Below are 25,258 nucleotides of genomic sequence, written 5' to 3' on the forward strand. Positions count from 1 at the left end.
AGAGCTATGTTTTTAGAAATAGTAACACCGGACGAGAAAGTATTCGAAGGAGAAGTGGTTAGTGCCTCTTTCCCAGGAAGCGATGGTTCATTCCAGATATTGAATAACCACGCAGCGATGGTTTCTACGCTAGGTAAAGGAGATATTTGCTACAAACCTGAGAAAAAGGATGAAGTTCATATCCTTGTAGAAGGAGGGGTTGTAGAAGTGATGAACAATAAAGTGAATGTTTTAGTAGAGAAAATATTTGCTGAATAACAGATACTGAAAATTTTAATTGAAAGCCATCCGGATTATTCTGGATGGCTTTTTTGTTTAACAAGCTTTAACCCTAAATAGGAATCATATGAGCATTTATCGTAATAGATTCCCTTCCAATTCCAGGTTGCAATAAAAATTGGTTTCTTTTTTGTACTCAGACAACCAACCAGCCGCATTCCGCATTCTACTACCAAATGCTACTCTTGAATACCAAAGACCTAATCGAAAAGAGCAAATCCGGAGACCGAAAGGCTCAGAAGCAGCTTTACAAGCGACTCTGTACACCCATGATGGGCGTTTGCATTCGCTATATGAAAAGCACCGAAGATGCTGAGGACGTATTGCTAGAAGGTTTTTACAAAGTATTTAAGAATTTCAAACAATTCAATTACGAGAATGAAAGTGCATTTTTTGGCTGGGTGAAGAGAATCATGGTGAATGAAGCTTTGATGAAGCTGAGGAAGAACAAAGAAATTCAGCTACTAGCCATTAATGAGGGTTTAGATAAAGAGGTTGATGTTTCACCACTTGATCAGCTCCAAACGGCAGACCTTCTGAAAGTGATAAGGTCTATTCCAGTTGGCTATCGTACGGTTTTTAACCTATATGAGGTGGAAGGGTACTCTCACCAGGAAATTAGTGATAGGCTGGGGGTTTCAATCGGCACTTCTAAATCCCAATTGTTTAAAGCGAAGAAACTACTTCGTGAAATGTTAGAAATAAAAAATGAAAGCTATGGCTCATAAAGAATTGTCAAAGAAATTGGATCAGATTTCAAGCCTGGATCTAGGCTTTGAATTCGATGATGAGGTGACCTGGTCAAAGCTGGATAGACGATTGGATGATCGTAAACCACTAGCCATTTGGTGGGTAGCTGCTGCCTGTCTGGTTTTAGGTTTGACTTTCATTCTTAATCAGTCAACCGAGCGATCAGAGAATCTAGCTCTCACAGAGCAATCAACGGCCTTAGAAGAAGAGGTTCAAGTTCCGGCTGTCGTACAGGAACAAGCAAATCGACTAGTTACCGTTGATAAAGTGTCTCATTATGAAGAACCGAAAGCACTAAAAAAGAAAGGTATTGATCCTTTACATCTGGCAAGTTTACCAGCGATAAAATTAGAGTTGGAACCAGTTGCGATTCAGCTTAAAAAAGAAAAGAACAGGTCGCTGTTTGCGGCAGAAGATATTTCAACAATACAGGCCAGTCTCGAGCAGTCCAACGTTGAAAATGGAAGAACGATGACCATAAGAGCTCAATGGCAGAAATCTCCCGATGAATTAAATGTCAATTATCAAGCATTAAAGATTAAGCTCTATGAAAAAGATAAAAATCAATAAATACCTCGTCCTCATTTTTCTATGTATTGGAATAGTTGAAGGATATACACAAGGTTCAATTGAGCCGCTTAGTATCAATTACCCAGATACATTGGTTCTTAAAACAGACACAAACAGTGAAGTCGTTTTTTCATTCAACAGAATGAGTAGAAAGAAGGAGTATCTCACCGATGATCTCTGGAAGTCGACTGTGAACATTATGGAAACAGCAGTCAATAATACAGAATTGGATGGTGGACTGGTGGTCACCTATCGAACGGTTGAAGAAGGTGAGGAAGAAGTGGCTAAGGTCGAGGTATCCAAGCTGGAAAGACCCAACGATATTTATGTCATCGGCGGAGATGAAGTTGTTCAGAAAAATGCTGACCGAATTGAATTTCGAATGCAATATGAGCAACTGACGATAGGTTTTTCGGTGAATCAACTGGCGGAATTGGAGGAAATAAAAGCGTTAGAGATTGAGTCAGTCTGGTCTCAAATTGAGATGAAGTTCGAGGATAAAGGTCGACGTAATCTCTATAATGGAACGGGAGAAATAAAATATGGGAAAGCCAGCATCAGTCAGATTGAAGGGAATAACCAAGGACTAGACAATATTGAGCTTAGTGCAGGGGTTGGATTAGGTTTCTATCGTGATCGTTGGGTTCCTGATATAGGCTTTAAAATGGCGTTTAACATGCCGGATCGGTTAGGAAATCCACGGTTGCAATTTGGTGCACTATACACGCAGCACTATTTCTTCAGGGAAGAGGCTGAAGACGACTTTAACCTTGATGTGAATGGATTCTTATCCGGTTTTGTCTCGCATCAATTTTTACCAAAGTATGAACTTGGATTAGCATTTGGGGCATTGATTCATCGAGATGGAGAGTTTTATCGGGGAGGTACCTATAAATTCTCTATCTATACCCAAAAGAACGAATCAAAAATTAGTTTCACACCTGAAATCATCTTTACCAATGATTTTAAAGATGCTTTTCCGGCGATAAAGTTTGGGTTGTCCTTTTGAGAATACCCCAAAAAGGGGATGTTGTCGAAGAATCGAATCGGTTATTTTTAGCAAATGAAACGATTCCTTCTCGACACCATCCTCTGCTCACTTTTCATCTTTGGGGTAATGGGTGCATTTGCATCCCTCACTTTTCTCAAAGTTTTTGATGCTTTTGACCCAATAGGTGAGATGTTCTCCGATTTTGAACTGACAGATATTGTGTTCTCTCAACTACAGGATGACCCCATTGCCGATGAGCGAATTGTAATCGTAAATATCGGCGAAATACCCAGGGAAGGCATTGCACGTCAAATTGAGATTATCAACAAGTACAACCCAAAGGTTATTGGGCTGGATGTCATGTTGGATGCACCTAAGGAGTGGGCCGAAGATAGCGCGCTTACTCGTGTCTTATCTGAAACGCCTAATATCATCATCGGGGAAAAGCTAATCAATTACAATGAGGAAAGAGGTGAATTTGAAACCACCATTAAGCCGGAAGATCACATTGTTCAGGAGTCGGCATTGGGGTACGTAAATATGATTACCGGTGCGCGAACACAGGAAGATTTGAAGATGTGTCGTGAGTTTACGCCATATGAAAAAGTGGATGGTGAAATTCGATACTCCTTCCCCGTTCGGCTTGCATATGCATATGATTCATCAATGACTGAGAAGTTTTTAGCTCGTGGAAACGATGTGGAGGTGGTCAATTATAAAGGAAATATCATCAGCTTTTCTTCGGCCCAATATGGAATGAAGTACTTCGCACTGGATGTATATGATGTTTTTGATGAGAATTTTACCGAGGACCTATTTGAAGACAAAATAGTCATCATGTGTTTTCTGGGTAAGTACATCGGAGATACCGAAACAACGGAGGATTACTATTTCACCCCCATGAATGAGAACTATGTCGGAAAAGCAAAGAATGACATGTTTGGAGGAGTAGTTCATGCAAACATAACCTCTCAAATTCTCGATGATGATCACATCGATCAAATGTCAGAAAATGCTCAAATAGCTCTTGCGATCTTTTTTTGTTTGTTCAATGTGTTTCTATTCAAAATCATATATGGAGCTATGCCAAGATGGTATGATGGAATCACGAAAATTTTTCAATTAATAGAAGTTGCCGGGCTTGCCACTATCATGATCTATCTGCTATTGGTTTTTAATTATAAAGCTGATTTTACCCTCTCAATGATTGTAATTGCACTATCGGGAGATTCACTGGAAGTGTATCATGGAGTGGTGAAGAATCTTTTTTCTAAGGAGAGAAGAAAAGAGGTTTTTAAAATCAACCGGAGGTTTTGGGAAGCGAAATCGTAGCGACATCCAATTCTAATTCGCCCAAATTCAACATAGCATTGATCAAACTCACTTTTTTAAAATAAACCAAGTCCTCAACACTGATGGAGGCTTCCTTTATTTTCCCCTCGTTCAAAAGTTGTTGTCTTTGCACACCGTTTAACAAATAGCTGTTTGGAGTAAGCCAATCAGTGCCGTTCCAAAAGACCACATTGAAATAGGAGCCATCTGTGATTTTCCCATCAATGGCTATGATGATGTCATCAGCCTTTGATTGCTTGACTAGCTTATTGATATGTGAGCGGTCAGCATATTTCATGGAATAGTCAAATGGTTTGGAATGGACTACTTCCAGCGATTTTATGTTGCGCGGAAGATATTCTGCATACTCGATATCATATTCAGCGTCTTCTGTATCCAGATCATAAACCAATCGCACTTTGTAGGTTCCATCAAGCTGAATATTTGGGAGAATATGCCCTAAATCGTGGGATTCAATGGAAGGAGCAAATCGTTCGAATGCACGATCCATTCTAGCCTGATGCAAAGGCAAATTCACGTATTGACCATCTTTCATTTGAATGCTTTCAATCAGCTGCATCTTTTTCGTCTTAGCTTAAAACTCTAACTTTATCTAAAAATAATCCTAGCTATGCGTCGAGTTATCCCAGTCTTATTTCTACTACTTCTTTCTTTCCAATCTGTTGCTCAGATCAACTTCGGTAAACTCAAAGATCGGGTGAAAAAAGCGGTTGAAGAAAAAATTGATCCGGATGAACTAAAGAAGGATCAGTTTGAGAAGATCAGGCAGGAGCAACTTGATAAAGATACTTCCTTTTACAATTACATCTTTTCCCAGGGGAATAGGGCCTCCTTCTTCGCGAATAGAGATAGCAAGGAAAATCTTTTGGTGACATTGGCCAAGAATTATGAAAGTGAGGAAACGGGAGCCCTACAGCTTGAAATTTATGAACAGGTTTTTGACCTTAACAGGAAAGCCGAGATCACCATCTATGTAGATCCCTTTATCGCTACCAGAAACTTCAATGAGGCACTCAGGTTGATGATGGATGATGTACCCTCTTTTGATAATGTTTTCACCATAGAGGAATTGGTGAATATGGATACGATGACTATTGCAGATAAATATGCATTAGGTAAGACCATCGCTAATGTTTCCATACTAATACATGCTGAAGGTGACTACAAGTTGTCAGAAAAATTTATTGAAGAAACCACACGGTATTTCAAAGAAATAATTGGAGTGAATACAGCAGCTTTGGCTTCACTGTATTGCAATCATGCAACGATTTCACAGGCTCAGGGACGATATACTGAGGCTGAGGATTATTTCAATAAAGCAGAAGAAGTGATCCGGAGAAACGATCGGACAGGTTCGCTTTCACATGCCATAATCCTTAATAACAAAGCACTGCTCTACAATGAAATTGGGCAATATGATAAAGCACTGGAAACCATAGACCTTGCGACACAATATGCAGATGGTGCATTGCGGGAGAAAGGCCGGGATAATGTGAGCTTTGAAATAAATAAGGGCCTTATTCAATACAGTGCGGGATCCTATGCTGAGGCAGAGACGGTTTTCAGAGACATTATTGAGCTCAAGGAAAAAAGAATGGCCAAAAACCAAACGGATGTCGGAAATGTAAAGAATTACCTCGCCGCGGTTTTGATGGAACAAGGTAAACCAAGTGAAGTGCCGGGCCTTCTGGATCATTCGCTTGATATATTCAGGAGTAAATATTCTGAGTCCCACCCAGCTTACATCAAAACAAAGCATAATCTGGGAAGGTACCATCTCACAAACGGAAGCTTGATAGAGGCTGAAAGAATTATAGGAGAAGTAAGTAATTCTTACTTAGACCTTTTCAATGAGTTTCATCCGGATTACCTGAGCTCTTTAGAGGACCTGGCGGTGATAGCCTGGGAGAAAGGAGATTATGCTCAGGCCAAAACAAACTTTGAAAAGTCCTTAAGCACCAACCTGGATTTGGTTGAAAAGTACTTTGGGGCAATGAGCGAATACGAGAAAAGTCAATATTGGGCCAAGGTTCGCCCATCCATTTTGAAGTTTTACGCTTTTGCTGTGGAGCGGGGAAAAGAAGATCCATCCCTCCTCACCGATATGTATAACCTGCACCTGAAAACGAAGGGTATCTTGCTTAGTGCTTCCAGTAAAGTCCGTGAAGAAATTCTGAACAGCAATGATGAAAGCCTTAAACAGCTTTACACGGATTGGGTGGATTCCAAGGAAAAACTACTTCTCTATTATTCTTATTCAAAGGAACAGATTCGTGATCTGAAAATAGATCTTAGTGCAGCTGAAGAAGAGGCCAATCAACTGGAGAAGGAGCTAAACAGAAGATCCGCAAGTTTCGCACAAGCCAATAAACTTCCAAACACTACGGTAGCGGAAGTGAAGTCAAAACTCGGGTCGGGGGATGCTGCGATAGAGATTGTTGGTTACCCGGTGTTTGATCGAAGTTTTAAGCAAGAAAAGAACTATGCTTTTTTAATCGCAGATCTTAAATCGATACATCCAAGAGTGGTTGAAATTGAGGGTGGTCAGGACCTTGATGGAAAATACGCAAAAGCCTATTTAAATATGGTGAAGGCCAAAATGCAGGATTGGATTTCATACGATAAATACTGGAAGCCGGTGGATGAGGCCCTTTCAGGATTTAATAACATTCACCTTTCTCTCGATGGTATTTATTTTCAGATGAATATTGGAGCATTGAAACGTCCGGATGGCAGCTATGTTTCTGATAATTTTAATCTTCAGCTATATACAAGCACGCGTGATTTGGTAAAGAAAAAGAGCGCTGGTTTTTCTTCAAAAAATGTGTCTTTGATTGGTTATCCTGACTTTGGGAGTAAGGGTTTATTAAGTCCACTGCCCGGAACAAAAGCTGAGCTGGAAGTAATCAGCGGGATCACTAAAGGCAAAGGCTTCAGCACAAAAACCTTTATGCAAAAACAAGCGACAGAGGAGAATTTCAAATCCATCAATTCACCTTCTTTACTTCATATTGCAACTCATGGTTTTTTCTTACCTGAAAGTCAGGCTTCAGGAGATAAGGTATTTGGTGTGGATGTGAGCCAGGCGAAGGAAAATCCTCTTTTAAGGTCAGGTTTGATGCTAGCCAATGCAGAACAAACCATGGAGGAATCCGATCAATCAGTAGAGGTTAAAAGCACAAATAATGGCGTGCTTACAGCTTATGAAGTAATCACACTTAATTTGAAGAATACGGACCTGGTAGTGCTGAGTGCCTGTGAAACCGGTCTTGGCGAGGTGAAGTCCGGTGAGGGAGTCTATGGCCTTCAGCGTGCTTTCCAGGTTGCCGGAGCAGAATCCGTCATCATGAGTTTGTGGAAGGTAAGTGATGAAGCCACCAAACAATTGATGACCTCCTTTTACCAAAATTGGATGGGAGGAGAGAAGAAAGAGGATGCCTTTTTTGCAGCACAAAAAAAGCTCAGAGAGTCATTCCCTGAGCCCTATTATTGGGGTGCCTTTGTAATGCTTAATTAGTATAATTAAAACACACTGTCACTCCCGTAGGGAGTCTATGTTTTAAATTCTATTGAGCTAGAAGAAGAGATAAATCCCTTTCGTGGAATCCCTTTTAATAGCGATTTTCACTTAGTGTTCTTTGTGAATTCTCTGTGACCTCTGTGGTTTAAACTATGCAACCTGCACCTTCAAATCTTTTGCACTTCCCATTTCTTTCATGTGCTTGAAGTGGCTAGCCACTGCGGCCCCAAAAGAAGGGAAAGCATAATAAGGCAAATTGAATTCTTTAACCGTCTTCTGCACCAGCTTTGATACCGCCGGGTAGTGCACATGGCAAATTTCAGGGAATAAGTGGTGCTCGATCTGGAAGTTCAGACCTCCTAAAAACCATGAAAGCACTTTGTCGTCCATACCATAGTTACACGTTGTTTTCAACTGATGAGCTACCCAACTGTGTTTTACATGCTCATCTTCTTCATCAAAGAATTCCGCCGGCTCTACCACATGAGCAGTCTGGAAAATCATAGCGAGCATGATCCCTGTGATACAGTGTGAGGCAAATATCATAAGGATGGTGATCCATGCAGGAACCGGAATAAGCATTACCGGAAGCACTAGAAATACTACCCAGTAAAATACTTTCCTCAGGATCACTTTGGTTAGTTCCATCGGAAAATCCTTTTTCTTGATCAATCTATCTCGTCTGTAGTCGAACACCTTAATAAAGTCTTTGGTAGTGATCCACTCTAACAATGGGACGCAGTAAAAAATCGGCGCATAGATATGTTGGAACTTGTGAAACCACTTATGTGGCTGATTGGTATTGTATCTAAACACAAATCGAGGTAAAATATCCTCATCAGCATGTTCCAGATTTGTATAGGTGTGGTGCAGTACGTTGTGCTGTATATGCCAGATGAGCTTATCTACTCCCACAATGGTAGCTGAGAAAGTCATCAGGTTATTCATGGTCTGATTCTTAAAATAAGAACCATGGATGGAGTCATGCATGATGGTAGTACCGATGAACGCTTTGCCTATTCCCATGAACATCCACAGCCCCATTAGTAACCAAAGGTTTGTAAAGCCACTTAATATCAAAAGAAAATATGGCACCAGGTACATGGCTAAAACAGAAATGGTCTTAATGATCATTTGACTGTTTGCATTTCTTTTGATTTGGTTATCTTGAAAGTATGCATTTACCCTGGTCCTTAGTGCAGCTGCAAACTCCCTATCTAACTTGTTCTCAAATTTGTATCTGATAATCATGCGTGTATGTTTCTTTTTCAAGCAAACACCCCTAAACAAGAGAATGTTTTTGTTTGAAAGCGCAAAGTTACTAACAAAAGCCCTGAGCCCCAATCGGATACATCGGAGGAATGTATCCATAGGACGAGATTCTTTAGCCACAAACCATTCTAAAAACCCTGTAACCGTTAATAAATCCACTAAAGGAAGCTCTTCCTATTTTGCCTATCTTTAAAGGAAACCTTAACCTTTTACTTTAATCATGAAGCGTTTAACCTCACTAATACTCTTGTCATTTTTGGCTGGAGTTCTATTCACCGCTGATGCTCAGCGAAGAAAGTCAAACAGTTCAAATACCAAACCGCTCGATTCTGAACTTTTTTCAAACCTTAAATTCAGAAATATCGGTCCGGCTTTTATGTCCGGTCGTATCGCCGATCTGGCCATTGACCCCACAAACGAAAATGTGTGGTATGTAGCTGTTGGTTCGGGTGGAGTCTGGAAGACTACTAATGCCGGAACGACATTTAAGCCACTTTTCGATGATCAACCAGTCTATTCCATTGGTTGCGTGACTTTAGATCCGAATAATCCTTATACGGTCTGGGTAGGTACCGGAGAGAATGTTGGGGGAAGACATGCCGGATTTGGTGATGGTATTTATCGCAGTATGGATGGAGGTGAGTCCTGGACCAACATGGGATTGAAAAACTCTGAACACATTTCTAAAATCATTGTACATCCGGATGATTCGGATGTGATTTACGTCGCGTCACAGGGTCCGCTTTGGAGTCCCGGTGGTGATCGTGGATTTTTCAAATCTACTGATGGTGGTAAAATCTGGAAGAAAACACTGGGAGATGATCAATACACCGGAGTGACGGATATGGTGATTGATCCTCGCGATCCTAACCGAGTATATGCTGTCACATGGGAACACCACAGAACCATTGCAACCTGGATGGGAGGAGGTGAAAAATCAAGATTGTATTTGAGTGAAGATGCGGGTGAAACCTGGACTCAGCTGAAAACAGGCTTGCCAGAAGGTAAGTGGGGAAAAACGGGCTTAGCTATTTCACCTCTCAACCCTGACGTACTTTACGCAGCAATAGAACTGAATCGTACTAAAGGAGGAGTATGGCGCTCTGACAATCGAGGTGGTAGCTGGACAAAAATGTCAGATGCTGTCGCCGGTGCTACAGGCCCGCACTACTATCAGGAAATTTATGCCTCACCTCATAAGTTCGATCGGCTGTATATGATGAACAATACGCTGATGAAATCTGAGGATGGTGGGAAGACCTTCGAAAACATGGATGAAACGGCTAAGCATGGTGATAACCACGCAGTGGCTTTCAAGATGTCTGATCCGAATTACCTTATAGTGGGAACCGATGGTGGGGTGTATGAAAGCTTTGATCTGGGTGCAACCTGGAGATACATGGAAAACCTGCCAATCACGCAGTTTTATAAGGTAGCTGTCGATGATGCTGAACCTTTTTATAATGTTTATGGTGGCACACAGGATAATAGTACACAAGGTGGCCCTTCGCGCACAGATAACCTTCATGGCATTCGAAATGCAGATTGGAAGGTCGTTCTAAACTGGGATGGACATCAACCAGCTACTGAGCCGGGGAACCCGAATATCGTGTACGGTCAACGTCAGCAGGGGACACTCTCACGAATTGATCTGAAGACCGGCGAAGTAACGGATGTGATGCCTCAGCCTGGACCGGATGAGGATTTTGAGCGGTATAATTGGGACGCCCCGATTTTGGTATCGCCGCATGATCCGGCTACTATTTATCACGGATCTCAGCGTTTATGGAAGTCCACGAATCGTGGGGATAGCTGGACAGCTCTTTCCGGGGATCTCACCCGAGATCAGGAGCGATTGACACTCCCAATTATGGGTAGAACCCAAAGCTGGGATTCACCATGGGATGTGGGAGCCATGTCTAATTTCAATACCATCACTTCGATTGCCGTCTCCCCTCAGAATGAGCAAGTCATTTTCATTGGTACAGATGACGGATTGATTCAGGTGACAGAGAACGAGGGCCAATCCTGGAGAAAAGTAGAAGTGAGTGTGATGGGTGTTCCATCCAGATGTTATGTAAATGATGTCAAAGCTGATCTTTTTGATGAGAACACACTGTATGTCGCCCTGGATAATCATAAAGAAGGGGACTATAGCCCGTATCTGGTGAAAAGTACAGATAAAGGAAGAACCTGGTCACGAATTGAAAATGGACTAGGAAGCAAGAATCTGGTATGGAGAATTGTACAGGATCATGTAAATAAAGACCTCATGTTTGCGGCCACAGAGTTTGGTGTGTATTTCACCATTGATGGTGGACAAAGCTGGACAGAATTCGAAGGAGGTATTCCTACCATTTCCTTCAGGGATTTAGCGATTCAGCGAAGAGAAAATGATTTGGTTGCTGCTTCATTTGGAAGGGGATTTTACATCCTAGATGACTACTCGGCACTACGAAATGTGAATCAAAATCAGATGAGCGAAGATGCGACTCTTTTTGAACCAAGAAAATCATGGTGGTATATGGAGCGTCCTATTCTGAGTTTTGATGATAAGCGAGGGTCACAAGGTTCTCAGCTTTATGTAGCTCCTAATCCGGAATTCGGGGCAACTTTTACCTATTATTTAAAAAATGATTTGAAGAGTCTTGAGCAGAAGCGTCAGGATAAGGAGAAAGGAAATGCCGGAAATATTTCATTTCCGGGTTGGGATGCCTTAAATGATGAGACCCGTGAAACGGACCCATTTGTCTATATAGAAATCAAAGATCAAGCTGGAAATGTGATTAATCGTGAGAAAGCCGATGGTAACACGAAGGGCTTTCATCGCGTGACATGGAATCTGAAAGTGGGTGCAACTGAGGCATTAACTCTCAATTCAGAAGTTGGTGATATGAATGGTTTACTGTGCGCGCCAGGGACATATACCGCGACATTACACAAGTTTGAGCGAGGTGAATTCAGCCAAATAGCAGGACCGGTGAATGTTGAGGTTGAACCATTATATGATGAGGGAACCCTGGAAGGAAGCCCGATGGCGGAAGTCATTGCCTTTTGGAGATCCTATGAGGATCTAAATAGAGATGTGAATGTGTTGGGATACGAACTTTCGCAGACAAGGAAGATGGCCGAGAAATTGTTTAGTGCGGCAGCACATGCCAATGTTTCGTCGGATATCATGTCTGAAGTCACTTCCCTTCAGGAAAGTCTGAACGTCCTGGATTCGGAATTGAATGGAAATCCTGCGAAGAATCAAATAGGTGAACGTAATAGGCCAACACTTGGTGATCGGGTCTTTGCATTATGGCGAGGCATTTCCACTTCTACCTATGGCCCGACAGAAACCCATGAAGAAACCATGCGAATCATCAAAGAACAATGGGAAGATCTAAAGACGAGACTGGAAGCACAACAGATCAAGGCACGGAGTATTGCTGACAAAGTTGAAGCTGCTGGTGGCTCTTGGGTAGAAGGAAGATAGTATATTATATAGTTTAACGTCATTGCGAGTGACGTAGGAGCGAAGCAATCTTATTATTGAGACTGCTTAGCCTCACTCGCAGTGACGTTTTATTAAATAGCCAAATACACCTTATCCATCATTTCCTGATATTCTTTTTGTGCTTCGCTGAAGGAGGTGATACCACCACCACTGCAAAAAATAAGTTGATTGTTTTCTTTTTTGATGAATCGGATCATCACACCTGTTTCCAGCGATTCCCCATCAAAATGGCCGCAGATGCCTGTATAAAATCCGCGATTATAGGATTCGGTCCCTTGAATGATTTTTACCGTTTCCTGTTTGGGGGCACCTGAGATAGAACCTGCTGGCAAAAGCTTTGAAAGAATCTCGCCAAGATTACTTTTCCAGCTGGACCCTAAGTGACCCTTTATTTCTGAGCTGACTTGCAAAAGCTTCTTATCGTTTGTTTCCAATAGATCGATGTAGCGAAACTTCGTCACTTCTACTTTTTCCGCAACCTGGCTCAGGTCGTTCCGAATCAAATCCACAATGGTCACATGCTCGGCCGTTTCTTTTGTGTCGGTCAGAATGATTTGCTCTGCATTTGGAATGGAGGCATCAATGGTGCCCTTCATTGGGTAGGAGAAGATGTGATCATCCTTGATTTTGACAAAGGTCTCAGGTGAGAAAACCACAAATTGGTCTGGAACCAGAAGTTTATATTTTGCCTGTGAATGCCGAAAGATTTCTTCCAGATTTAGATTCGTTTCAATATGAGTTTCGAAAGTGAGATTTGTGAGAAAAGAATTACCAATGTTGATTTGGTGGATGACTTGATCGAAGGCCGATTTAAATACTGAATATTTTACGGGATATTTTTTAAAGCTAATCTGTCGACTGTCGACTGTGGCCTGAGTTGTACATTGATCTTTATTCTCAATGTGTAGGTAAAATTGGCTTCCTTGATTACCACTTTCGATACACCACTTCTCTCCCAAAAAATCACAATAAAAAGAAAACGGCTGACCAGCTGCTCCTAGATCATTTAGTTTCGATATAGCTTCATTCTTTGTCAGCATTGACTTTGATTCCGAAACGCTTCAGCATTTTTTGTTCATACTTCCAGAAGAAGTCGAACTGTCGAAAAAGGAAGCCGTAGAAAAGAAGGATAACGTTGTAGACCGGAAGAATCAACACCCAGTAGGCGATCTGGAACCAAAGTGGTCGCACCCCATCTTCGAATAGCAGATTGATTAATGGCTTTTTAATTAATACAACTGTTGTCCCTGTAAAGGCGAATACGAGCATGATCACAACAAATTGCCAGTTGCTTTCCAAGCCCCACTTATCTTTTAATTTTTGAATCCAACTCATTTCAGTTCTTTTATAAAGGCGTCAAAATCCAACCATACAGGTTTAGAGATCACTTTAATTGGTTCGTTTTTTACCGGATGGACAAACTCCAGTTTGTACGCATGCAAATCAATGCTTTTGTCAGGGTTGGGTTTATTAAATCCATACTTAATATCTCCCCGGATAGACGTTCCATTCTCCCTCATTTGGATCCTGATCTGATGAGGACGTCCTGTTTGAGGTTTTACTTCCAATAATGATACCTTACCCAGGGACGCGAGCATCGAGTAGCTTAACACTGCCTTTTTTGCATTTCCTTTTCCGGGTTTTCTAACATGCGCCTTGTTTTTACCTCCATCTTTGTCCAGCCAGTGGACAAGCTCATGTTCAGGATTTTTAGGTGCACCATCTACAACGGCTAAATACGTTTTAGTAATTTCCTGATCTCGGAAAAGCTTATTCATTCTTTCCAGACCCTTTGAGGTACGGGCAAATACCACCAATCCTCCCACCGGGCGATCCAGTCGATGGCACGGCTGACAAAAGACGTTTCCTGGCTTGTCGTATTTTTTTCTAATGTATTCGGTCGCCCAGTCGGTGAGTGTTTCATCTCCGGTCTCATCCCCTTGCACCAACCACCCGGCAGGCTTCTCCACGATGAGGAGGTGATTGTCTTCGTATTTTACTGTCGGCTTACTCATTCGGTCCGCAAAATTAGCAGATCGGATGAAGTACAGCTAACATTCAAAAGAATATAGGTTCCTGACGTCCATAACCATACCTGATATTATAAGATACAGATACCTCATGAGTGCCATAGTTTCCATAGATCAGATTGTTTGTGGGAAGTTCAAATGAGTAACCTAATTTCAGGTTTTCTCCGAGTTGGAAGATACCCAGAATTCCAAAATGTTTAAGGTCTCTGATAGAAACACCAGCCCACATGACTTCATCTAAGAAAGCACTGGCAGTTAGATCAACAGAGTATGTTTCTCCGGCCATGGACCGAATAAGCGCTGTTCCTTTTACCGGGATTCTGTTCACATCAAAAACGAACCCTCCTGTTAGGTAATAGTGTCTTTTATATCTGTCTGATTGATTAGCCCCATCTGTTACTGAAACATTGAGGATTCTGGGCACGGATGCCCCCACAAAATAGTTGGTGTGCATCAGCATGAAACCTACCCCGAAATTAGGCTTTGAGAAGTTGTCATGGTTATTGACAATTTCAGGGTCATCCATAAAGTCCATGTTGACGTTGGAAAAATCGTAGGTATATTGAATCCATCCACCTTGAATACCCATCGCCAGTTTAGCTTCTTTGCTGAACTGAATGTTGTATGAAGTGGCCAACTGGATCTCGTAATTGCTACTCACTCCAAAACGATCATTCAAGACGACTGCCCCAAGACCAATTTTCCCCTCAGCCAGAGAGGAATTGGCGGTAATCGTGTTCGTTTGAGGAGCACCATCAATACCTGCCCATTGAAACCGACTGATTGCTCCAACGGAGAATCGTTCATAGATGCCTGCATAGGCAGGGTTGATCATAAGTTGATTAAATTGATACTGGCTGTAAAGTGGGTCTTGTTGTGAAAAGGTGGTCAGAGCCACTCCCATGCATAGTATGTAAAATATTCTTTTCATGGCTCAATTTTTTACGTAGACGAAACCGGCTTCTCTTTTGCTTCCCGTTAGCTGAATGGTGAAATAGTAACTCCCCGTTTCCAGCATTCCTCTTGATCCGACATTTGCTTTTCCACGAAATACCCGATCCTGATTATTGTAACCAGTCATTTTGAAGACTTTTACCCCTTGTCGGTCATATATCTCCACCAAGTTGTTTTCATAGAATTCAATGTTTTCGATTCTTAAGAAGTCATGCTTTCCATCTTGTAGAGAGGTCACCACGTTAATGACTGTGATAGGGGGTCCTCCTACACTCTGATCAGCGAGCACATAGTACCCTGCAATTATTCGCCCTGAAGAAGTAATGATCCCTTCGTTAAGGTCGCCAGAGACCAGTGGCACACCCATGATTTTCAATGGATCGTTTAAGTCTGCAGTAAAGGCAACTACCGCCTCGTCTTCTGTTTCTATGAATGTTTCATTTTTAATGGGAAGCGAAATGCTTTCCACTGAAAAACCATCATTGCCCATCAATACCCAATGCCTGTTGGGTGAAAATGAATCCAACTCAGATGAAATTGTACTTTCGATTTCGGAACTAAAGGCCTGCACCCCAATGGAGTCTTCAGATTCAATGGAAGAAAGAGTTACTGGCAGATATTCGGTCTCACTCCCTACTGGAAAGTCGAAGCTTTCGCGTGGAGAAATAAATAATGCCCCATCAATGTATGAAGACGAATTTCCACCAGTAATGGACGCTTCGTTATTGAGTAATAAAGTAGCATCGGGGGTTAATGAAACAATTCCATTAATGAGCTCAAGACTTTTCGTGATCACTAAACCCGATGTAACTGCAACACCAGTTGAGTTTATCGCCAGGTGAGCGTACTCTGAATCACCCGGTGTAAAAATTTGATTTTCACCAAGGAGTGAGAAGGTGCCGGAGACTGAGTTATAGTCACCGCTATTGTCCCAGTCTCCTAATAGTCTCAAAGCACCTTCATTGAGGATCGTACCACTGTTCATGACGCTCCCCTGGATGGTGAAAGGAACATTGGCATCAATCGCTACTAGGCTGTTGTCGTTGGTTAGCAGATTTTGTGCATTTAGTGCAGCCAAATCCATCAGAATGAGTAGCAGTATTATGCTAAATCTTTTCATTGATTATCTGTTTTAGATTTAGTCTACCCGATTAACTGTATAAGTAATCCTTACTCCGTGCAACTGGATTTCCTGAGAGCCCTCTCGTCCTGAAAATAAAAGTCTATAGGAGTATGTACTGTTATCTATCGTCCCGTTGAAAATTGTGCTATCGGTCAATGTTTGAACACTGGCGCTTTCAGTCGTTGTTTCTATTTGTGCCATATTTTGGTTCGAATTCGCCACACCAATTTGACTTCTGTACAGATTCACGCGCACAAAATTTCCAGCCGTAGCATCATTGTCTAAAACATATGCTTCCAGATCAGTAACAATTGCTCCATCAGGCAATTTTACAGGGGTAGAGGCATAACCCAAAGCGCTACTTCCACCGGCAAAATAAACTTCCTGATTTGTGAAATTATTAGCTACGAGTTGCGAGGTAGTGGTGCTGAAACGAATCTGTTTAAACTCTGACGGATGATAAGATTCAAACCGTATTTTGGCTGAAAAATAAGAATACTCGTTTGTGATTTGCACACCATCTGTCACGTTGAGGAATCCATTCAAAGTAGTTGTGCCTGTTACCAATGTGTTTCCTGTGATGTTGGCCCCTCCAGTGGAGACCGTGAGCGCACCGTTTAGTTCAGTTGTACCCACTACATCTAATCTTGCACTTGGGGATGGTTGACCAATTCCAATGTCTCCGGAGGAAGAAATTGTCAATCTATCATTCGCTCCAAAGCCTCCAGCATCACTTATTTTGAATGCGTTATCTGTTGCATCCACACCCACGAAAAAATCCTGCCCAAGACCACCAGTTTCAAAACTGATTGCAGCATCACTTGACGCAGCTCCTGAAGTCATCCGGATAAGGGGATTAGTGGAATTAATATCGAAAGATTTAATGGTTAGCTCCACATCTGGATTTTGATCACCGATTCCAATGTGTCCGGTGAAATAATTGAAGTCCTCACTGTCAATAAAAACTCCGTATCTGTTTCCGGATGTAGTTCCAGCACTTTGGCCATAAAAAGCATAGCTATCACCTGTCCCATCATGATCCATATTAGCTCTGAATCCATAGATTCTAGAGCTGTTTCCAGATGCACCTCTTACATCTGAAAATGAGCCATACCTTATGCCAGTCCCTAAAGCATTGATTTGTGTGTGAGATCCATAAGTGGTGCCATCAGTCGGGCTAATGATGTTATAGATTCCTTTCACGTTTCCGGTCTCACCGGTCGTTCCGTCAATGTCATTCCATATTCCTGTTTTAGTGGCGGTTCCCTGATTGTCCAGCTCATTGAGGATACCGATTTTAGAGGTAGCACTTGAGGCTGTATTAGTCAGCCGTGCAGTAGTGCCTTCAACCGTATTGGTTTGGACATGAAACTGGGCATTGGGAGTTACTCCGATACCTAAAGTTCCCTGTGAATCCATGATGAAGCGGTCGTTGCTCCCAAGTGCGTTGGCTCCACTCATTTTGAAACTTCCGTCTGTTGCATCAATTCCCATTGTCAAATTGGTACCCGATCGGTTGAAATAGAGTGAGGCATCTGATGAGGCATCCGACTCCTGAATAGTCAACTGTGGAGTAGTACTACTGGCATTGTTGGTAGAAAGCTGCAATCGGGAGGATGGTATGGTACCCGCTCCGATATTCACATTTCCAGTTGTATAGTTAATGCTGGTGCCGTTTGTGGTCCATTGACTTTCAGCGATTGATGACCAACTCGGACTTGATCCATCAGTAGTAAGGTAATTTCCACTTTGACCTGTCTGAGCCGGCAGCTCAATTTCATTAGTTGCATCAGCATCCGCATCATCGACGTTTAAATTGAGTGTTGATCCGCTAGAAAGGGAGATGTTACCAGCCGCTCCGGTAGTGCTGATGTCTTGAAGTTCATTGGTAGCATCGGCATCCGCATCGTCGAGACTAGGTACATCGATAGTCAAACTGGGGTAAGTACCTCCCACAGTGATGTTGCCACTTCCCCCGTCGGTGATAGATACAGTTTGATCGGGAGCTGTGTTTGTCACTTCAAAATCATCACCAACCTGGTTGACAGAGATACCGGTTCCTGCGGAGACTGTCTGATCTTCATTGTTAGGATCAGCATCCGCATCATCGACGTTTAAATTGAGTGTTGATCCGCTAGAAAGGGAGATGTTACCAGCCGCTCCGGTAGTGCTGATGTCTTGAAGTTCATTGGTAGCATCGGCATCCGCATCGTCGAGACTAGGTACATCGATGGTCAGATTGGGGTAAGTACCTCCCACAGTGATATTACCACTTCCCCCATCGGTGATGGATACAGTTTGATCGGGAGCTGTGTTTGTCACTTCAAAATCATCACCAACCTGGTTGACAGAGATACCGGTTCCTGCGGAGACTGTCTGATCTTCATTGTTAGGATCAGCATCTGCATCATCTACGTTTAAATTGAGTGTTGACCCGCTAGAAAGGGAGATGTTACCAGCCGCACCGGTAGTACTGATGTCTTGAAGTTCATTGGTAGCATCTGCATCTGCGTCATCGACATCATCCCCATCAGAAAGCCCTGTGGGAATACCTGAAAGGCTGGAAAAGATCCCATCAAAATCGTCGGAGAAGTCAGTATCATAACTACTAAGATCTATCAATGTTGCATCTGGATCACCTGACAAAGAGATAATGCCCGAAGTGAAATCCAGATTTTGCGCATCTGTATTGTCTAAATAGCCCGAAAGATCAACCGTGGCAGTACTGTTGCTTAGCTCTAGTGTATTTGTTGTCAGACTTAAATCCTGGAATTCATTGGTAGCATCTGCATCTGCGTCGTTCACATCATCTCCATCGGAAAGCCCTGTAGGAACGTTGGTGAGTGTTGAGAAATCCATATCGCCCCATAAGGCGGTAGAACCATCTGTGGTTAGGTATTTTCCATTTTGACCTACCTGATCCGGTAGCCCGTTTAGGTTACCAGTAGCCAACTCAACCCATTGATTATTGATCCAGAAGAAGAATTTATTTTCATTCGAATCATAAACCAATAATCCGTTTTCGGTGGATGAGAGGTTGCTAGTAAATGTAGAAGATGTCCGTTGTGCGGTGGTCATCCTCGGCACCAGTAATCCCTGCTCATTTGTGGGAGCTACCAGTTCTAAGATGGCGTTGGAGTTGGGATTTTCGGTTCCAATCCCGACGGATTGAGCAATTGATGTGTGGGTCAATGTGATAAGAATGACCGTAAAAATCGAGATGATTAGGTGTTTCATTACTAAGAACTTTTTGAGACTATTCTTCAAATTATCTCATTCGATCTTAGATTCATTATAATGATGGTGAACTACCAGAATTTTGAGTGAACGGCATTTAGATGATCTTTATTCTTTGCTGAAACTCCTCTTTAAAAGATCGTCCAATTGGAACTTTAATATCATTTAAATAAGCATAACCCCCTTTAATCATAGTTATATGATCTATGCGTGCAGCAAAGGATTTATGTGTTCGTACAAATTCAGAATCCGGAAGTTTACCTAATAGAGCTTTGAGTGTTTGGCTGGCGAGAATCTCGGTATCTGACGTGACAATCTTTGTATAGTTACTTTGAGCTTCGAGGTATCTGATATTGGTAAGCTCCAACTGGATCGTCCCGGTTTTTTCTCTTAGAAAAATGGTTTCATTTTCATTAGCGTGTTCAGACTTGTAGAGCGCCATTTCCACATTGATTTGGATGTCATGTTTGTTGAACGGCTTCAATAAATAAGCTAGTGGTTGAGTCACTTTTGCCCGGGCAACTGTGCTGGAATTGTAGTATGAGGTAATGAAAAAGAAAGGCACATGGATTTCAGTATTGATGAAATGGGCCAGGTCAATTCCATCTTTTTCGTCTGAGAGGTTGACGTCCAACAGTATGAGATCATAGGATTCGTCCTTACAGCTTTTCACTGCATCATCATAGCTGAGAGCCAGTGTAATATCTTGTATGCCGATATCCTCAAGAATATAGCTAAGGTCTTTGGCGATGAGAGGCTCGTCCTCCACTATCAAAATCCGCTTGTACATTACACTAATTTATACTTATTGATATTTAAAATAGTGGATGTCCCTTGATTGGAGTTGGTTTCGAGGGTGGCTTTCAATTTCATGGCCAGGGAGTCTATTAAAACCATCCCGAAGGTTTTTTCTGAACGTTTTCCGGCTGATCCAATTCCATTGTCTCGAACCTCCAACTGAAGTTGATTATTTTCTTCTTTCAGTTTTATCGAGATCATCCCCTTAGCATTGTTTGGGAATGCGTGTTTTAGTGAGTTGCAGATTAATTCATTTAAAATCAGTCCTATTGGGATAATGGTGTCCACATCTATGGTCAAGTCCTCTACATCATACTCAAATTCTATATTGTCATGGATACTGTAGGATGATTTTAGTACTTCTGCCAGGTCTTCAATATATTCCCTAACTTTAACACCGGAAAGGTTGCTTTCCTGATAAAGCTTTTGATGAATGAGTGCCATGGATTCTACCCTGGATTGCCCTTCATTCACTGCCCCCAGCGCGTGCTCATCTTCGATAAACCTTGATTGCATACTCAACAAGCTAGAGACCACTTGTAGGTTATTTTTCACTCGGTGATGGATTTCTTTCAGCAGTGTTTCCTTTTCTTCTAATGATTTGGAGATTGTTGCTTCTGATCTGGATTTGACTCGATAAAGAATAAATAGAAGAACGGATATTCCGAGAATAAGTGAAGCAGCTAGAATAAGTACATTCCGTTGATTTCTTGATTGTGACAGGTTTAAGTCGGCTTCTATTTGATTGCGCTCTAATTCCAGAATTTTGCGTTCGTTCTTTTCGCTTTCATATTGAGTGGTGAGTTCAATGATTTTTTCATTTAGAGACTCATTTAGCAAAGAATCTTTTGCAGTATATGCGTCCATTAAGGAATTGTAAGCGGCAGTCATTTGTCCTATTCCTGCGTATCCTTTTGATAGGTTGAGGGCGTTTTTTACCTTCAAGTCCAGATTTCCGGCACTATTTAACTTCTGCACTTCTTTTGAAAAACTAAGTGCTGTCTGATAATCCCCCTTTTTCAAGTGAAGGCTGGCACCAGAATTTAAGGCTCTTGATAGGTTCACTTTATCGTCATTGGATCTAAAAATTTTAATGGCTTTACCGATGTAGGACAGGCTACTGTCCAATTCATTCATTCCAAGAAATGAATCACTGATATTCACAAAGCTTTCACCAATGTATCTACTTGATTTCAATTTTTCAGATGCCGCTAGTCCTAGTTTATTGTATTTCAAACCTGTCTCATAATCATCCTTAAAATTGAAAAGCGACCCCATGTTGATGTAAATGGTCGGAAGGTTACCTTCAGCTCCTAATCTTAGGAGGATGTTTAATGCAATCGAGTAGTACTTGATGGCATTATCGTAATTTCCCTGCTTTCTAAATATCAATCCAAGGTTCGCATTGCCTGAAGCCATACCTACTGAATCACCCAGGTCTTCCTTTATTTTTAGAGAAGTTAAATATTGATCAGCCGCACTTTTGAAGTCCCCTCTATCCATAAAAAGCACACCCAGATTATTCAGGCTACCGGCGACTCCAAGTTGATTCCCGGATGCTTCATGAGCAGCTTTTGCTTTTAAATAATTTGACTCAGCACTTTCCCATTCATTTTTATAATGGTATGCCACAGCTGCATCTGTATAGGCTCTTGCGAGTCCCTTATTATCCTTGATCTTTTTAAAGATGTCAACAGATTTATTGGCATAGAAAAGCGAGCTGTCCAGGTTGTTATAAAACCATTGATAAGAAAGCTCGTCAAGCACATAACCTTTTAAGGAGTCGGATAATGGTTTGTTTAATAATTGATACAGGCTATCAAGCTCCTGGTTCTGAGCACTAGAAATTTGGGTTCCTAGAGCAAGAACAAGCCCTGCTAAAATGGGACGGATCATGCATCCAAGTGATTAGGTTCAATTAGCAATCTAGCTAATTTGTGGGTGGTGGAGAAGCTGACTTTTTAGAATTCACTAATAAAGTGGAACTCAATATCAGGAAAGTTCTCCTGCACCATTTGCAACCAGGCTTTAGATTCTGCCATGAAGACCAATTTACCTTCCTTGTCCTTGGCTATGTGGCGTTGCTTGTCTTTGATGAAGGCATCCAACTTGGCCGGATCCTTTGAGCTGATCCAGCAAGCTTTATAGATATTAACCGGTTCAAATTTTGCGTTTGCGCTGTACTCATTAAGTAGCCTATGTTGCAGCACTTCAAATTGTAGTGCACCTACTGTGCCGACCACTTTTCTCGATCCCAATTCGAAAGTAAAAAGCTGAGCAAGACCCTCATCCATCAATTGATTTAACCCCTTGTCCAGCTGCTTGGATTTCATCGCATCCATATTGATAACCTCTCGGAACATCTCTGGTGAGAAGGATGGAATGCCTTTGTACAGGCCTTTTTCCCCCTCACTCAGCGTATCGCCGATCTTTAGGTTTCCTGTGTCGTATAACCCCACAATATCTCCTGGAAAGGCTTCTTCCACGGTTTCTTTTTGCTGTGCCATAAAGGCGGTAGCATTTGAGAAGCGGATTTGCTTGTCCTGACGTACATGATAGTAGTTGCTTCCTCGTTGGAATTTTCCGGAGCACACACGTACAAATGCGATTCGGTTTCGGTGCTTTGGATCCATGTTGGCGTGAATCTTGAAAATGAATCCGGAGAATTTCTTTTCTGAAGGAGTTATTTCACGCTCTTCTGTTTCTCGTGGTTTTGGTGGTGGTGCAATTTGAGTAAAGCAATCAAGCAATTCTCTAACACCGAAGTTGTTTACTGCACTGCCAAAAAAAACCGGAGCTACCTCTCCACTTAGATAGGTCTTCTCGTCAAACTCGTCATACACACCATTGACCAGCTCAATCTCTTCTCGAAGTTCTTTGACTAGTGATTCAGGTAGTCGTTTGTCAAGTTCCGGATCATCTACCCCTTTGATGTTCACCACATCGTCTACACGTTTCTGCTTGTTGGGTTCGTATAGATTCACATTGTTTTCGTAGATATTGTAAACGCCACGCAAGGTTTTGCCCATCCCTATCGGCCAGCTCATCGGACGAACTTTGATGTCAAGTTTTTCCTCTATTTCGTCCAAAAGGGTGAAAGCGTCTTGCCCTTCACGATCCAGCTTATTGATGAAGCAGATCACTGGTGTGTTTCGCATACGACACACTTCCATGAGCTTTTCTGTCTGCTCCTCCACACCTTTCACACAGTCGATCACCATGATTACACTGTCCACGGCGGTTAGGGTTCGATAGGTATCTTCTGCAAAGTCTTTGTGACCAGGAGTATCCAGAATATTGATCTTCAGGTCTTTGTATTCAAAACCCATTACAGAGGTAGCGACTGAAATACCTCTTTGTTTTTCAATATCCATCCAGTCTGAGCGCGTACCTATATCGATCTTATTGGATTTTACTGCTCCTGCGGTTTGAATGGCTCCTCCAAAAAGGAGCAATTTTTCTGTCAGTGTTGTTTTACCTGCATCGGGGTGGGCGATGATTCCAAACGTTCTGCGTCTACCTATTTCCTGCTCCAGCGTCATATTGATCTAATTGAGGCGCAAAATTAGGCAATAGGATGGAGCATATCTTGTTTTGTTGTTAATTTCAGATTTTCTCTATATCTGGAATCAATGGGAATAATAAACCCACCGACTACCAATTCTTTTCCTAATTGCTTATCGATGAGTTGAGTATTGACGATGAAGGATTCATGGCACCTTTTGAATGAATCCGGCAGCTCCGATTGTATCTCTTCAAGACTTTGATGAATCATGAACCTATCTCCCGCATAAAGAATACAGTGGTCTTGCTTACTCTCAACATGAGTGAGTTTGCTCATGGGAATATTTACTTTTTTTCCTTTGTCCTCAATCATCAATTCAGACTCACTTGTTTTAGGCTCTTGAATGTAAATCGCCCTGGTAAAGCCAAACATGAGGGATGGTAGGTAAAAGAAGACAAAGTTTAATAGTGACTGACCCATTAATATTTCGGTGAAGGTTGTCAAATCCATTTTCCAATAATGCAGTGTGTAGTATCCGGTATCCAGCAGAAATTCAATCAGGGTAATGCCTACAAATAATTGAATGGTCATTCCCAAACGTTTTTCAAAATTTTTGATTCTTTGATCTATGAATTTGAAAGCACTTCCGTAGAATAGGTAAGTCTTCAATACTATTCCATAAAGACTGGGTATGAAAAGTGAATAGTCATCACTGTGGAATGGACCTAGAACAATAGCCCACTCAGGAATATTAATGGCAATGAAAATTATAATCCATATTATCGCATGGATTTTTTGCTCTCTATGAGAGAGTCTGAAAAATGGATTTTTCAATTTCATGTTAGTCGATGAGACAACTCAAATATGAGTTATGAAGAGATAACTGAAAACAAGTGGTTAGTGTTTCTTACTTTCACATCATGAGAAAATCTTTTCGATATGTCCTCTACCTCATGGTTGGATTTTTGATCTACCAGGTCATTGATTCCGGAGAGACATCATTGAGTCATACAGAAGTGAAAAACACCCTGATTATTGCGATGATTGTGGTGTTTGTTTTACTGCTAATTGTGCGGGTGATCAAACAGCGGTATGATGATAGGAGCGATAAAGATTCTTGAATGTTTAGATTTCTGAATTCCGCTACGCTACATCAGGAATGACGTTATAGTAAGATACAACATCAAATCGAAGTGCATGCCAGTCCACTTAGACGGGATGGAAGGCGGCACATCGTAAGCCGGACAGCCCGAATATCAGCAGATGTGAAAAGCTGCCAGTTCTCTCCAAAAAAACTCAATTTCACTATCATTTTTTCAGGTTGTTTATCAAAAGCGGCTGTGCCGCCTGTCAATGTGTCACGATTTTTCCTTT

Annotated in this window: 20 protein-coding genes; 8 read left to right on the forward strand and 12 right to left on the reverse strand. The window is 41.8% G+C overall.

Annotation, left to right across the window (positions count from 1 at the left end):
* The first annotated feature begins 6 nt into the window (after nt 1–6).
* The 5 genes from atpC (at nt 7) to ACOQON_RS01265 (ending at nt 3,922) form a co-directional block, all read left to right on the forward strand.
* Nucleotides 7–258: an ATP synthase F1 subunit epsilon gene (gene atpC, locus ACOQON_RS01245; protein WP_420577114.1), complete on the forward strand. Its 252-nt coding sequence runs from the start codon at nt 7–9 to the stop codon at nt 256–258.
* A 206-nt stretch (nt 259–464) separates the two neighbouring features.
* Complete coding sequence (locus tag ACOQON_RS01250) at nt 465–1,007, forward strand: RNA polymerase sigma factor (RefSeq protein ID WP_420577115.1); 543 nt, start codon at nt 465–467, stop codon at nt 1,005–1,007.
* Nucleotides 997–1,599, forward strand: coding sequence for a hypothetical protein (locus ACOQON_RS01255; RefSeq protein ID WP_420577116.1), 603 nt, complete (start codon nt 997–999; stop codon nt 1,597–1,599). The genes ACOQON_RS01250 and ACOQON_RS01255 overlap by 11 nt, the downstream gene beginning before the upstream one ends.
* Nucleotides 1,577–2,608 (forward strand): hypothetical protein, encoded by a 1,032-nt coding sequence (locus ACOQON_RS01260; RefSeq protein WP_420577117.1) that lies wholly within the window; start codon nt 1,577–1,579, stop codon nt 2,606–2,608. The genes ACOQON_RS01255 and ACOQON_RS01260 overlap by 23 nt, the downstream gene beginning before the upstream one ends.
* A 54-nt stretch (nt 2,609–2,662) precedes the next feature.
* Nucleotides 2,663–3,922 (forward strand): CHASE2 domain-containing protein, encoded by a 1,260-nt coding sequence (locus ACOQON_RS01265; protein WP_420577118.1) that lies wholly within the window; start codon nt 2,663–2,665, stop codon nt 3,920–3,922.
* Here ACOQON_RS01265 and ACOQON_RS01270 read toward each other — a convergent pair.
* Nucleotides 3,891–4,502 carry an aminotransferase class IV gene (locus tag ACOQON_RS01270; protein ID WP_420577119.1) on the reverse strand — a complete coding sequence of 204 codons (612 nt, stop codon included), beginning with the start codon at nt 4,500–4,502 and terminating at the stop codon, nt 3,891–3,893. The genes ACOQON_RS01265 and ACOQON_RS01270 overlap by 32 nt on opposite strands.
* Before the next feature lie 51 nt (nt 4,503–4,553).
* On the opposite strand from ACOQON_RS01270, the gene ACOQON_RS01275 reads away from it, so the two are divergent.
* The gene (locus tag ACOQON_RS01275; protein ID WP_420577120.1) at nt 4,554–7,460 is read left to right on the forward strand and encodes a CHAT domain-containing protein; all 2,907 of its coding nucleotides are present in this window, start codon (nt 4,554–4,556) and stop codon (nt 7,458–7,460) included.
* A 153-nt stretch (nt 7,461–7,613) separates the two neighbouring features.
* Here ACOQON_RS01275 and ACOQON_RS01280 read toward each other — a convergent pair whose 3' ends face one another.
* Nucleotides 7,614–8,714: a fatty acid desaturase family protein gene (locus tag ACOQON_RS01280; protein WP_420577121.1), complete on the reverse strand. Its 1,101-nt coding sequence runs from the start codon at nt 8,712–8,714 to the stop codon at nt 7,614–7,616.
* 241 nt (nt 8,715–8,955) lie between these two features.
* On the opposite strand from ACOQON_RS01280, the gene ACOQON_RS01285 reads away from it, so the two are divergent.
* Nucleotides 8,956–12,216 carry a VPS10 domain-containing protein gene (locus tag ACOQON_RS01285; protein WP_420577122.1) on the forward strand — a complete coding sequence of 1,087 codons (3,261 nt, stop codon included), beginning with the start codon at nt 8,956–8,958 and terminating at the stop codon, nt 12,214–12,216.
* 92 nt (nt 12,217–12,308) lie between these two features.
* Here the strand turns inward: ACOQON_RS01285 and ACOQON_RS01290 are convergent, their stop codons facing one another.
* From ACOQON_RS01290 to ACOQON_RS01335, 10 genes are all read right to left on the reverse strand, one after another.
* The gene (locus tag ACOQON_RS01290; RefSeq protein ID WP_420577123.1) at nt 12,309–13,277 is read right to left on the reverse strand and encodes an aminodeoxychorismate synthase component I; all 969 of its coding nucleotides are present in this window, start codon (nt 13,275–13,277) and stop codon (nt 12,309–12,311) included.
* Nucleotides 13,261–13,572: a DUF6787 family protein gene (locus ACOQON_RS01295; protein ID WP_420577124.1), complete on the reverse strand. Its 312-nt coding sequence runs from the start codon at nt 13,570–13,572 to the stop codon at nt 13,261–13,263. The genes ACOQON_RS01290 and ACOQON_RS01295 overlap by 17 nt, the downstream gene beginning before the upstream one ends.
* Nucleotides 13,569–14,252: an RluA family pseudouridine synthase gene (locus ACOQON_RS01300; protein ID WP_420577125.1), complete on the reverse strand. Its 684-nt coding sequence runs from the start codon at nt 14,250–14,252 to the stop codon at nt 13,569–13,571. The genes ACOQON_RS01295 and ACOQON_RS01300 overlap by 4 nt, the downstream gene beginning before the upstream one ends.
* A gap of 43 nt (nt 14,253–14,295) precedes the next feature.
* Complete coding sequence (locus tag ACOQON_RS01305; RefSeq protein WP_420577126.1) at nt 14,296–15,198, reverse strand: type IX secretion system membrane protein PorP/SprF; 903 nt, start codon at nt 15,196–15,198, stop codon at nt 14,296–14,298.
* Nucleotides 15,199–15,201: 3 nt separating this feature from the next.
* Nucleotides 15,202–16,341: a gliding motility-associated C-terminal domain-containing protein gene (locus ACOQON_RS01310; RefSeq protein ID WP_420577127.1), complete on the reverse strand. Its 1,140-nt coding sequence runs from the start codon at nt 16,339–16,341 to the stop codon at nt 15,202–15,204.
* Nucleotides 16,342–16,359: 18 nt separating this feature from the next.
* Complete coding sequence (locus ACOQON_RS01315) at nt 16,360–19,581, reverse strand: beta strand repeat-containing protein (RefSeq protein ID WP_420577128.1); 3,222 nt, start codon at nt 19,579–19,581, stop codon at nt 16,360–16,362.
* A gap of 97 nt (nt 19,582–19,678) precedes the next feature.
* Nucleotides 19,679–20,371 (reverse strand): LytR/AlgR family response regulator transcription factor, encoded by a 693-nt coding sequence (locus ACOQON_RS01320; protein ID WP_420577129.1) that lies wholly within the window; start codon nt 20,369–20,371, stop codon nt 19,679–19,681.
* Nucleotides 20,371–22,275: a histidine kinase dimerization/phosphoacceptor domain -containing protein gene (locus ACOQON_RS01325; protein WP_420577130.1), complete on the reverse strand. Its 1,905-nt coding sequence runs from the start codon at nt 22,273–22,275 to the stop codon at nt 20,371–20,373. Before ACOQON_RS01325 ends, ACOQON_RS01320 begins: the two co-directional genes overlap by 1 nt.
* Before the next feature lie 65 nt (nt 22,276–22,340).
* Nucleotides 22,341–23,921 carry a peptide chain release factor 3 gene (locus ACOQON_RS01330; RefSeq protein WP_420577131.1) on the reverse strand — a complete coding sequence of 527 codons (1,581 nt, stop codon included), beginning with the start codon at nt 23,919–23,921 and terminating at the stop codon, nt 22,341–22,343.
* Nucleotides 23,922–23,944: 23 nt separating this feature from the next.
* Entirely contained in the window at nt 23,945–24,724 is a 780-nt protein-coding gene (locus tag ACOQON_RS01335) for a LytTR family transcriptional regulator DNA-binding domain-containing protein (RefSeq protein ID WP_420577132.1), read from the reverse strand.
* A gap of 80 nt (nt 24,725–24,804) precedes the next feature.
* Here ACOQON_RS01335 and ACOQON_RS01340 point away from each other — a divergent pair, with 80 nt between their 5' ends.
* Complete coding sequence (locus ACOQON_RS01340) at nt 24,805–25,005, forward strand: hypothetical protein (RefSeq protein WP_420577133.1); 201 nt, start codon at nt 24,805–24,807, stop codon at nt 25,003–25,005.
* Nucleotides 25,006–25,258: the final 253 nt, after the last annotated feature.

Origin of the sequence: Ekhidna sp. (assembly GCF_965221965.1) — a bacterium.
Taxonomy (GTDB): Bacteria; Bacteroidota; Bacteroidia; order Cytophagales; family Cyclobacteriaceae; genus Ekhidna.

What these genes read in the sequence shown, in the direction of transcription:
- ACOQON_RS01300 (WP_420577125.1), bottom strand. Translation starts at nt 14,252, where the DNA reads ATGAGTAAGCCGACAGTAAAATACGAAGACAATCACCTCCTCATCGTG.
- ACOQON_RS01315 (WP_420577128.1), bottom strand. Translation starts at nt 19,581, where the DNA reads ATGAAACACCTAATCATCTCGATTTTTACGGTCATTCTTATCACATTG.
- ACOQON_RS01305 (WP_420577126.1), bottom strand. Translation starts at nt 15,198, where the DNA reads ATGAAAAGAATATTTTACATACTATGCATGGGAGTGGCTCTGACCACC.
- ACOQON_RS01340 (WP_420577133.1), top strand. Translation starts at nt 24,805, where the DNA reads ATGAGAAAATCTTTTCGATATGTCCTCTACCTCATGGTTGGATTTTTG.
- ACOQON_RS01335 (WP_420577132.1), bottom strand. Translation starts at nt 24,724, where the DNA reads ATGAAATTGAAAAATCCATTTTTCAGACTCTCTCATAGAGAGCAAAAA.
- ACOQON_RS01265 (WP_420577118.1), top strand. Translation starts at nt 2,663, where the DNA reads ATGAAACGATTCCTTCTCGACACCATCCTCTGCTCACTTTTCATCTTT.
- ACOQON_RS01255 (WP_420577116.1), top strand. Translation starts at nt 997, where the DNA reads ATGGCTCATAAAGAATTGTCAAAGAAATTGGATCAGATTTCAAGCCTG.
- ACOQON_RS01325 (WP_420577130.1), bottom strand. Translation starts at nt 22,275, where the DNA reads ATGATCCGTCCCATTTTAGCAGGGCTTGTTCTTGCTCTAGGAACCCAA.
- ACOQON_RS01270 (WP_420577119.1), bottom strand. Translation starts at nt 4,502, where the DNA reads ATGCAGCTGATTGAAAGCATTCAAATGAAAGATGGTCAATACGTGAAT.
- ACOQON_RS01280 (WP_420577121.1), bottom strand. Translation starts at nt 8,714, where the DNA reads ATGATTATCAGATACAAATTTGAGAACAAGTTAGATAGGGAGTTTGCA.
- ACOQON_RS01260 (WP_420577117.1), top strand. Translation starts at nt 1,577, where the DNA reads ATGAAAAAGATAAAAATCAATAAATACCTCGTCCTCATTTTTCTATGT.
- ACOQON_RS01290 (WP_420577123.1), bottom strand. Translation starts at nt 13,277, where the DNA reads ATGCTGACAAAGAATGAAGCTATATCGAAACTAAATGATCTAGGAGCA.
- ACOQON_RS01295 (WP_420577124.1), bottom strand. Translation starts at nt 13,572, where the DNA reads ATGAGTTGGATTCAAAAATTAAAAGATAAGTGGGGCTTGGAAAGCAAC.
- ACOQON_RS01275 (WP_420577120.1), top strand. Translation starts at nt 4,554, where the DNA reads ATGCGTCGAGTTATCCCAGTCTTATTTCTACTACTTCTTTCTTTCCAA.
- ACOQON_RS01330 (WP_420577131.1), bottom strand. Translation starts at nt 23,921, where the DNA reads ATGACGCTGGAGCAGGAAATAGGTAGACGCAGAACGTTTGGAATCATC.
- ACOQON_RS01320 (WP_420577129.1), bottom strand. Translation starts at nt 20,371, where the DNA reads ATGTACAAGCGGATTTTGATAGTGGAGGACGAGCCTCTCATCGCCAAA.
- ACOQON_RS01310 (WP_420577127.1), bottom strand. Translation starts at nt 16,341, where the DNA reads ATGAAAAGATTTAGCATAATACTGCTACTCATTCTGATGGATTTGGCT.
- atpC (WP_420577114.1), top strand. Translation starts at nt 7, where the DNA reads ATGTTTTTAGAAATAGTAACACCGGACGAGAAAGTATTCGAAGGAGAA.
- ACOQON_RS01285 (WP_420577122.1), top strand. Translation starts at nt 8,956, where the DNA reads ATGAAGCGTTTAACCTCACTAATACTCTTGTCATTTTTGGCTGGAGTT.